Origin of the sequence: Salmonella sp. SAL4457, assembly GCF_046548235.1 — a bacterium.
In the GTDB taxonomy this organism is placed as follows: Bacteria; Pseudomonadota; Gammaproteobacteria; order Enterobacterales; family Enterobacteriaceae; genus Salmonella; species Salmonella enterica.
Genome location: NZ_JBGDZO010001279.1, coordinates 1 through 238 on the forward strand (window position 1 = coordinate 1; position 238 = coordinate 238).

Here is a 238-nt window from a genome sequence, read left to right on the forward strand (position 1 = left end):
GTATAGAAGAACTCCTGGGCAAGGATCAGCACCGAGCGCTCGAACAGCTCGGCGCTGGCCGCCAGCAACTGCTCCTGGTCCTCCACCTTGATCACCCCGCGCGAGAAGCTGCCGTCGGGAATCTTCAGCACCAGCGGGAAGCCCAGGCGCTCGCCGACCTTCTCCAGTTCCTGCGGGTTCTCCTTGTAGAGAATCTCGGTGGCCGGCATGCCCAGCTTGTGGCTGCGCAGCAGGTCGG

General features: G+C 64.3%; 1 protein-coding gene. It reads right to left on the reverse strand.

Going from position 1 to position 238, the window contains the following annotated elements:
• On the reverse strand, window positions 1–238 hold a 238-nt coding region (locus ACLJNW_RS28315; RefSeq protein ID WP_410960487.1), incomplete at both ends, for a RimK family alpha-L-glutamate ligase.